Here is a 7,635-nt window from a genome sequence, read left to right on the forward strand (position 1 = left end):
AAAGTGCGAAAGATCTTTGACACTACCCGCGAAACGGAAGGGCGCGAGGCCACACCGGCGGCCGGTGTCATTGAAAGCCAAAGTGCAAAAACCACGGAAAGCGACGGACCGTCCGGCTATCACGCCGACAAGAAAATCTACGGCCGCAAGCGGTACATTATAACCGATGCGCCTGGATTGATGCTGTTCGTTCTTGTCCACACCGCATAGGGTGCCCGTCTGCATTGCAAAAAAATAATTTCACCGTCGACGGGCAAAGGTCCCTCTCCATCGTCTTGACAGGAGCGCGGTTGCCCGCGACCTTGGCGCCCAAATTTTCAATGAGAACAAGCCGAGCCAGATGACCAAACATCATCCAAAAACCGCCTTTTCCGCCTGTCCGCACGACTGTCCTTCGACATGTGCGCTGGATGTGGAGGTGTTCGAAGGTGGCCGGATTGGCCGGGTGCGCGGTGCGCGGGACAATTCCTACACCGCAGGTGTCATCTGTGCCAAGGTCGCCCGATATGCGGAGCGCCTTTACCACCCGGACCGGCTTTTCAAGCCATTGCGCCGGACCGGAAACAAGGGGGAAGGTCACTTTGAGGAAATTTCCTGGGACGCAGCGCTTGACCTGATTGCGGAAAAGTTTCTTGCAGCCGAAGCCCGGTTTGGCCCGGAGACGGTGTGGCCCTATCACTATGCCGGGACCATGGGACTGGTGCAGCGCGACAGCATTCACCGCTTCCGTCACGCTAAGGGCTACTCGCTCCAGTTTGACAGTTTCTGCACCAATATGGCCTGGACCGGTTATGTCGCAGGCACGGGCAAGCTGGCAGGGCCGGATCCGCGCGAAATGGCAAAGTCCGATCAGGTGGTGATTTGGGGGACCAATCCTGTTGCGACGCAGGTCAATGTCATGACCCATGCGATCACGGCGCGCAAGAAGCGTGGTGCCCGCATCATCGTGGTCGACGTCTATGAGACGGAAACCATGAAACAGGCCGATCTTGGCCTGATCATCAAGCCGGGTACAGACGGCGCGCTGGCCTGTGCGATCATGCATGTGCTGTTCCGCGACGGCTTTGCGGATTGGGATTATCTTGAGCGCTACACCGATTGTCCGCGTGATCTTGAAGCGCATTTGGGGTCCAGAACACCCGCATGGGCCTCGCAGATTACAGGGCTCGCGGCCAAACGGATCGAAGAGACCGCACGATTGATCGGAGAGGTCAAGCGGACCTATTTCCGGCTTGGCTATGGTTTTACCAGGTCGCGCAATGGCGCGGTCGCCATGCATGCAGCGGCCTCGATCGGGGCCGTGACCGGATGCTGGTTGCTCGAAGGCGGAGGGGTGTTTCACAACAACGGCGCGATCTATGAGCTGGACAAGTCGATGATCGAAGCGCCGGAATTGAAGAACCCGAAGACCCGAGCGCTCGACCAGAGCCTGATTGGCCGGGTCCTGACCGGCGATGAAGCGGCTTTGCTCGGGGGCCCTCCGGTCACCGCGATGTTGATCCAGAACACCAACCCGGTCTCTGTTGCGCCCGAGCAGGATCTGGTCAAGCAGGGTTTTGCCCGGGAGGATCTGTTTACCGTTGTCCATGAGCAATTTATCACAGAAACAGCGGCGATGGCCGATGTCGTGCTTCCAGCAACCCAGTTTCTCGAGCATGACGATATCTACAAAGGAGGCGGCCACCAGCATCTGATGTTGGGTCCGAAAGTGACGCAGGCGCCTGACGGTCCGCGCGAAAACCTGTTTGTTTTAAATGAACTGGCAAAGCGTCTTGATGCAGGACATCACCCGGGGTTCGCCCTGAGTGCCCGGGAGCATATTGACTGGATGCTCCAGGCATCCGGTTATGGCACGCTGGCGGAAATGGAAGCGACGCGCTGGATTGACCTGCAGCCGGATTTCGACGAAGCCCACTACGTGAATGGCTTTGGTCATGCGGACGGCAAGTTCCATTTCCGGCCCGGCTGGGGCCGCTCGGCCGCCCCGAACAAGCCCAGTGGTGATCCGATGGGTCCATGGACACGCATGCCGGATCTACCGGATCACTGGGACAGCATCGAGCAGACCGACAAGCAGCATCCGTTCCGGCTGGTGACGGCGCCAGCGAGATCCTTCCTGAACTCCTCCTTCAATGAAACAGAGAGCTCACGCAAGAAGGAAGGCCGCCCGGAAATCTGGCTCCGTCCGGAAGATGCGGCACTCTATGGCATCGAGGACGGCGCGCGGGTAAAAATGGGCAACCGGCGCGGTGTGGTGACCCTGCATGCGCGCCATCTTGAAACGGTTGCGCCCGGCACTGTGATTTCGGAAGGGATCTGGCCAAACGCCTCCTTCGAGGATGGCCGTGGCATCAACACGCTCACCGGCGCCGACCCTGTCGCGCCCTATGGCGGAGCAGCTTTTCACGACACGGCGGTGTGGCTGAGGGCACTTTAAAGCCTTGCGGCAGGCTGCATCCATCGGGTGGGTGTGGCCTTTATGAAGGCGGCTGTGTTGCTGCCTTCTTGTGTTGTTGACATCGAAAGCCATTCCGGTAGCCAACTCATGCTGCGAGAGTCTGCTCGGTAATTGCCCACACGAGGCCCGGACGGTAGCGGGCCTGAACCTTCCCGTCCGCAAGTGCGAACAGGTGCAGCCAACCGTTATCAAAGAGATCACGTACCTCGGGGTGCCGTTCCAGGACGTTTGCGATCGCCTCACACGGTGCTTCGATCATCACAGTTAGGCGGAGGGGTTCGTGTATCAGCTTTTCGCCATCATGCACGGCTTGCCATGGCAAGCCCGGCCGCAGCCGTCCCGAATTGCCTTCGATCACGCCGATCCCGCCGACAACGTTGTGAATGAGCTTGTTGCCGCCACCAAACATGCCGGGCATCACCGAGGACCCGTAGTACTGAAGGCTGATCCAGCTGGCGACGACGACGGGCGCGGTGATGATCAGTTCAAGTGTGGCGAACCCCTCATCCGCCTTCCAGTCATAGCTATGCAGGAAAGATCGGCCGCCAAGGTCCTTTCCGGCGGTAACCTTTCGCGGGGCCGCGATAAAGGCCGCACACCTGGCAAGTCCCCATTCGGGCCGGACCTCGGCCCAGTTGAGTGCCCGGTTCGTAACGGTGCCGGGAGTGGCCCCGGGCAAGGCGGGCGCACGCTCGGCGCGCGCAACCTTTCCGGCTTTCTTTAACCATTCTTTCAACCGAAGCAGATCTCCGCTGCGACCGGAGGGCACCCCGTCCTCATAGATCGTGACAACATCTGTGGTCGTGTTGTGCAGCCCAGCCACAAAGAGCGTCTCTTCGCGCACGGCAATTCCCTTTTGGGCAAGGCCCGCCCGGGTTTCGGGATCATTCAGCAACGCTGCCAGAAGACGTGCCGACACCTCACCGGTGTACCCCCCGCAGGCTCCGCAATGGTAAGCGCTTTCATGCGGATTGTTCGTCACATGCCCACCGTGCCCGGCAAGCAGAACGATCTCTCCAAAGTTCCGGGTCAGGCTCATGGCCCCAAGAACAGCCGCAGCGGTGTCCGCTTTTTGGGCTGCATCCAGTTCACCGACAACATGCGGCGCAGGAGACGGTGTGGCCGTCGAATGCCCGTGTCCCAATGCGTCCCGCAGCAGTTTCACGGCATAGAACAGCCCGGCGGCCTCAACAAAAGCGAAGGAGGAAACGGCAGCCTGACGGAACCGGCCCCAGGCCCGTGTGGTGCGCGCGGCAATCCGGGCCTTCTGTTCGCTCGCCGCATCCGCATGGCTGGCTGTTTCGATGCCGGGCTTCAAAAGCACCGGCAGATGCGCCTCGGTGACATCCGAACAATGGGCCTTGTGGGCCAGTGGCAGGCCGAAGAACCCGGCAAACCCTATGGTTTCGATCGCTGGATCCACGCCCTCCAGCGCACGGCGGAAGACTTCGGACCGCACGTCAATGCAAAATGCTGCCTGAAGCGCTGGACGCTTTGGCGATGCGCAGGGTCCGTCCAGTATTGCCGTCAGACCATTTTGATATGTCCGCTCCGAAGCCTCTTGCAGGATTGCCAAGGCAACATCTTCTTCCGAAGGCACAACGGGTGCCGCATGCGCGGCGACTGTTTCGGCCCACCTTTCGCCCAACTCCGGAAAACGGACCAAAAGGGCTTCCTCCCAGATCAACCGGACCGCCAAGAGATCAACCAGTGTCCGGTCCGTCTGCCCATTCAGTTCGGCTTGCCACAGAATCCAGCGCGCATGCTGCGACCAGCCGCCCAGATCCATATACAACCGATGAAACACGGTTTCGGCGGCAACCTCATCCAGACCAAGTGCATCAGCTACCCTGAGAATGGCTCGTTCCGTAGTGTCCGGGGCAGCCGCCACATGGGCGCAAAACCCGGTTAATCCTGCAATCTCCGGCGTGAGATCATGGGTGGCCCAAACCCGCCAGGAGGCAAAAGCTTCCGATCCGGGGGCGGGCAACCAAAGCGCTTGCCCCCGGTCGAACTGTCCTGCGGCCCAAACACCAATGGTTTTTTCGATGATCGAAGGCCAGTCATGCCCTGTGCTTTCGGCAGCGAGATCTGCAACCGTTGGCAAGGCTGTCAGCTTTTTGGGAGCGGCATCGGTCGCAAAAGCTTTCAGTGCAGGCAAATCTTTGGGCTTCAGAGGCGAGGTCGAAGACGACAGTGCCTCTTCCAACGCTGCATTCGAGATCTGGCCGGTTTCAATGGCAGCAGCATACCCGGCGCCGGAGCGTGTCGCCCGAACGCCCGCGACCCGTTGCAACCGCGCCGATGCAGTGGCGAGATCCTCCTCTGTCTGCCCCAGAAAGGGATTGACCGCAACGGTTGCCTCAAGAGGGAACGCAGGGGGAACACGCCTCGCCGCATCTTCTGCAGCTTTCAAGATCGCTGACAGGAAGGACGGTACGATCTGCGAGTGTTTTATAAACATGGGACGCTCCCTTTTCTCAATTTGTTTTCGCAGTGCGGAAGCCGCCAATGGCCCGGTCAAGCAAAGCGTTCAGGTAAAAGCCGTTTGCAAGGTGGACACGAAGCCCGGCGGTTGACGGGTGATGTGCCCAAAGCGGGAACAGTGCCTGCGCGAAAGCGACAAGCCCGAAGGAGGTAACTGCAAGCACAATGAGCGCCCACTCCAAGGGTTCAGGCGCCGGTGCGGGCGGTAAGGCCGGCCCCCAAATGGCTTGCGCGGAGGCTTGAAAAGTGAAGTAAGCCACCGCAGCTCCCAAGGATGCCAAGGCTGTCCGCCTGGTCAGTTCCGCTGGCGCAAGGTCGGCCAGACCTTGTGCGATCAGATAGGCGACCCCGAAAATAAGGATTGTGCCAAGCGCCAGCGCTTGTGGGCTTTTCGATCCCATGAAGACCGTGAACACAGCTGCTATCGTTGCGTAGAGCGCAAGCGCAAGTGCGAAAGACTTGAAAACCGCGCCGACGCTTGGAACCGCGATGGGACCCGGGCGCCGGAGCCCTGCGACAGCCTGCACCGCTCCGCCTGAAGACAGGAAGGCATGGGCCTTGTAGAGGGAGTGAGCAATGATATGCAGCAGCGCTAGCGTCCAAAGACCCAGCCCGCATTGCAAAATCAGGAAACCCATTTGAGAGACGGTCGACCACGCGAGCGAAGTCTTCACCGCACTTTGCGTCAACATCACGGCTGCGCCGAAAAGCGCGGTAAACCCTCCGATCATGACCAGTGCAGCCATGGCGCCCGGGCTGAGCTGCACAATTCCGGCCAGCGATATCAGAAGGACACCGCCCGAGTTGATGATCCCAGCATGGAGCAATGCGGACACCGGCGTCGGCGCCTCCATGACTTCGGTGAGCCATCCGTGCAGCGGAAAGGCCGCGGTTTTCATAGCTGCGGCAAGAACCACAAGCGCGATTGCAAGGGATGGCATCCAGGTCAGGTCGGTGCCGGACGCAGCCGCCATGATCCCGGCGAGATCACCTGTTCCATAGCTTGCGGCGAGCAGCAGCGCTGCAATGACCAGCACAAAATCCGCACCATGCCAGACGAGGGCGAATTTCGTGGCTGCCCGGCGCGCTTCGGGGCGTCCGGAATAAAAAAGCAAAAGGCGCCGTAGTCCCAAACCGACCAAGGCAGATGAAAGAATGAGAACCGCAAGGCTCCCGGACTGCACGAACACCAGTACTGCGGCCAGCGTTGCAAGCATGAGCGCGTGAAACCGGCCTTCCTGCGCCTCTCCGTCAAGATAGGTCCGGCTGTAGCGCATGACGACCCAGCCGATGAACGCGACAAGAACCACAAGAGCGACACTGACGGAATTGGCGGCAAGACTTAAGGAGGCGGCCCCCGCGGAAACGGCGAGCTTGGCCGGGCCGGTCATTGCAAACTGGATGGCTCCGAGGACAGCAAGCGTCAGCCCTGCGAGTGCAACGCGCTCAGAAAGCTGCGGCAAACCCTTCGGGCGGCGCCCCGGGTGGCGCCAGGCAAACAGGGCTGCAACCAGAACGATGACAGGCACGAGAAACGACATCGAAAACACCATGGGACTTCTCCATTCCGGGGCTCGACCGTCATTTAGGCCATGATGAATTTGAATAAAATTACATATAATATTGAAAATCATTCGATATAATGGAACGATGTCGAGCCTTAACCTTCATCATCTTCGTTTGTTTCGAGCCGTTGCACGTGATGGCACCCTGACAGGGGCCGCGAATGCCTTGAACATCTCGCAATCGGCTGTTTCGACGCAGATCAAGGCGCTGGAAGCGGCCCTCGGTCACGATCTGTTCGAGCGCCGTGGACGAAATCTTGTGCTGTCGGAAGCTGGCCGGATCGCCCTGGATCATGCCGAAGAGATCTTCCGGGCGGCCGAAAACCTGACTGCCACCTTGCAACGCGCCGAAACGAAGCGCCGCGCCTTGAGGATCGGGGCGCTTGCGACCTTGTCGCGGAACTTTCAGATTTCGTTTGTTGCCCCGCTTGTCGGGCGCGACGATGTCGAGGTGATTTTGCGGTCAGGGACGCAGGACGTGCTGCTGCGCAATCTCGAGGCGCAGTCGCTCGACATCGTTTTGACCAATCTCATTCCCGCCAGAGACGCCTCCAGCCCGTTCCTTGTCCGCAACATCGCCGACCAACCTGTCAGCCTCATTGGCACTCCGGACCGTTTGCCGGATAGTCTCTGCAATGTCCGCCACATACTGAAAACGGAGCCGCTTGTTCTGCCGACACCCGAGACATCACTGCGCGCGGGATTTGATGCCCTTCTCGAACGGCTCGGCATCGTTCCCAGGATAGCAGCGGAGGCCGACGACATGGCAATGTTGCGTTTGCTCGCCCGTGCCGATGCCGGTGTCGCCGTCATCCCCCCCATCGTCGTTCAGGACGAACTGGAGGCCGGCCGTCTCGTTGAGTATGCCCGGCTGAGCGACATCAGAGAAACGTTTGCAGCAGTTACGATCAGCCGAAAATTCCCGAATCCCCTCGTTTCCGAGGTGTTGAGCCTGGCGTGACCCCGAATGACATATCCAATTTGGTCCCGTTAAAAAAGTCGCGTAACCAGATGCGTGCGCCTGCGAGATTAAGGAAGGCGGCTAAGAATCTTCTGCTTTTGTGGGAACGGGTGTCGATCTTCCGGAGCTGTTTGACCGGCATTGCCATTTGTGGACAGCCCCTG

The 7,635-nt window shown here is 59.7% G+C and carries 4 protein-coding genes and 1 pseudogene; 3 read left to right on the plus strand and 2 right to left on the minus strand.

Features of this window, described 5'->3' with window-relative positions; all coding sequences use genetic code 11:
* A pseudogene (locus tag E1297_RS05815) lies at nucleotides 1–207 on the plus strand (hypothetical protein); the annotation flags it as partial.
* 133 nt (nucleotides 208–340) lie between these two features.
* A complete protein-coding gene (locus tag E1297_RS05820; RefSeq protein ID WP_155135173.1) occupies nucleotides 341–2,437 on the plus strand; it encodes a molybdopterin-dependent oxidoreductase in 2,097 nt (698 codons plus the stop codon).
* A 106-nt stretch (nucleotides 2,438–2,543) separates the two neighbouring features.
* Here E1297_RS05820 and E1297_RS05825 read toward each other — a convergent pair whose 3' ends face one another.
* Nucleotides 2,544–4,922 carry a YbcC family protein gene (locus E1297_RS05825; protein ID WP_155135175.1) on the minus strand — a complete coding sequence of 793 codons (2,379 nt, stop codon included), beginning with the start codon at nucleotides 4,920–4,922 and terminating at the stop codon, nucleotides 2,544–2,546.
* A gap of 16 nt (nucleotides 4,923–4,938) precedes the next feature.
* Entirely contained in the window at nucleotides 4,939–6,498 is a 1,560-nt protein-coding gene (locus E1297_RS05830) for a proton-conducting transporter membrane subunit (RefSeq protein ID WP_155135177.1), read from the minus strand.
* A 97-nt stretch (nucleotides 6,499–6,595) separates the two neighbouring features.
* On the opposite strand from E1297_RS05830, the gene E1297_RS05835 reads away from it, so the two are divergent.
* Nucleotides 6,596–7,471: a LysR family transcriptional regulator gene (locus tag E1297_RS05835; RefSeq protein WP_155135179.1), complete on the plus strand. Its 876-nt coding sequence runs from the start codon at nucleotides 6,596–6,598 to the stop codon at nucleotides 7,469–7,471.
* Nucleotides 7,472–7,635 lie beyond the last annotated feature (164 nt).

The sequence above is a fragment of the Roseibium sp. RKSG952 genome (genome assembly GCF_009711355.1).

Excerpts from the sequence above, each read along its gene's own strand:
- E1297_RS05820 (WP_155135173.1), top strand. The coding sequence starts at position 341 with ATGACCAAACATCATCCAAAAACCGCCTTTTCCGCCTGTCCGCACGAC.
- E1297_RS05830 (WP_155135177.1), bottom strand. The coding sequence starts at position 6,498 with ATGGTGTTTTCGATGTCGTTTCTCGTGCCTGTCATCGTTCTGGTTGCA.
- E1297_RS05825 (WP_155135175.1), bottom strand. The coding sequence starts at position 4,922 with ATGTTTATAAAACACTCGCAGATCGTACCGTCCTTCCTGTCAGCGATC.
- E1297_RS05835 (WP_155135179.1), top strand. The coding sequence starts at position 6,596 with ATGTCGAGCCTTAACCTTCATCATCTTCGTTTGTTTCGAGCCGTTGCA.